Raw genomic sequence first — 1713 nt, forward strand, 5'->3', positions numbered from 1 at the left:
TAAGGAGGTGATCCAGCCGCAGGTTCCCCTACGGCTACCTTGTTACGACTTCACCCCAGTCATGAGCCACACCGTGGTGATCGCTCTCCCGAAGGTTAAGCTAACCACTTCTGGTGCAGTCCACTCCCATGGTGTGACGGGCGGTGTGTACAAGGCCCGGGAACGTATTCACCGTGACATTCTGATTCACGATTACTAGCGATTCCGACTTCACGGAGTCGAGTTGCAGACTCCGATCCGGACTGAGACCGGCTTTTCGGGATTAGCTACACCTCGCGGCTTCGCAACCCTTTGTACCGGCCATTGTAGCACGTGTGTAGCCCTACTCGTAAGGGCCATGATGACCTGACGTCATCCCCACCTTCCTCCGGTTTGTCACCGGCAGTCTCCCTAGAGTTCCCGACCGAATCGCTGGCAAATAGGGATAGGGGTTGCGCTCGTTACGGGACTTAACCCAACATTTCACAACACGAGCTGACGACGGCCATGCAGCACCTGTCTGTGCGTTCCCGAAGGCACCAATCCATCTCTGGAAAGTTCGCACGATGTCAAGAGTAGGTAAGGTTCTTCGCGTTGCATCGAATTAAACCACATGCTCCACCGCTTGTGCGGGCCCCCGTCAATTCATTTGAGTTTTAACCTTGCGGCCGTACTCCCCAGGCGGTCGACTTATCGCGTTAACTGCGCCACAAAGGTCACAAGGACCCCAACGGCTAGTCGACATCGTTTACGGCATGGACTACCAGGGTATCTAATCCTGTTTGCTACCCATGCTTTCGCACCTCAGCGTCAGTGTCAGTCCAGAAGGCCGCCTTCGCCACTGGTATTCCTCCCGATCTCTACGCATTTCACCGCTACACCGGGAATTCTACCTTCCTCTCCTGCACTCTAGCGTGACAGTTCCGGATGCCGTTCCCAGGTTGAGCCCGGGGCTTTCACAACCGGCTGATCACGCCGCCTACGCGCGCTTTACGCCCAGTAATTCCGATTAACGCTTGCACCCTCCGTATTACCGCGGCTGCTGGCACGGAGTTAGCCGGTGCTTCTTCTGTGGGTGATGTCCTCCCTCAGGGGTATTGGCCCTGAGGATTTCTTCCCCACTGAAAGTGCTTTACAACCCGAGGGCCTTCTTCACACACGCGGCATGGCTGGATCAGGCTTTCGCCCATTGTCCAATATTCCCCACTGCTGCCTCCCGTAGGAGTTCGGGCCGTGTCTCAGTCCCGATGTGGCTGATCATCCTCTCAGACCAGCTACGGATCGCGGCCTTGGTGAGCCGTTACCTCACCAACTAGCTAATCCGACATAGGCTCATCCGATAGCGCAAGGTCCGAAGATCCCCTGCTTTCTCCCGTAGGACGTATGCGGTATTAGCCTGAGTTTCCCCAGGTTATCCCCCACTATCGGGCAGATTCCTATGCATTACTCACCCGTCCGCCGCTCGACGCCTGGAAGCAAGCTTCCATCGTTTCCGCTCGACTTGCATGTGTTAGGCCTGCCGCCAGCGTTCAATCTGAGCCATGATCAAACTCTTCAGTTTAAGATCATAAGTGCTTGAAGTAGCACCAAACTTGGCTCAAGGTTCAAACGTCTCAAATAGATCTTGCGATCTATGACGAGTCGCTTGCCTTGATGGTTCTGTGACATGGTCACCGAGCCATCGACAAGCGCCCACATGAATTACCTGATCGATTGTTAAAGAGCGGCTCACGT

At 55.2% G+C, this 1713-nt stretch carries 1 rRNA gene; it reads right to left on the reverse strand.

Features of this window, described 5'->3' with window-relative positions:
- A 16S ribosomal RNA gene (locus tag Q0894_RS13705) occupies positions 1 to 1540 on the reverse strand.
- Between the last annotated feature and the right edge of the window lie 173 nt (positions 1541 to 1713).

The organism is uncultured Halomonas sp. (assembly GCF_947501415.1).
Taxonomy (GTDB): Bacteria; Pseudomonadota; Gammaproteobacteria; order Pseudomonadales; family Halomonadaceae; genus Halomonas.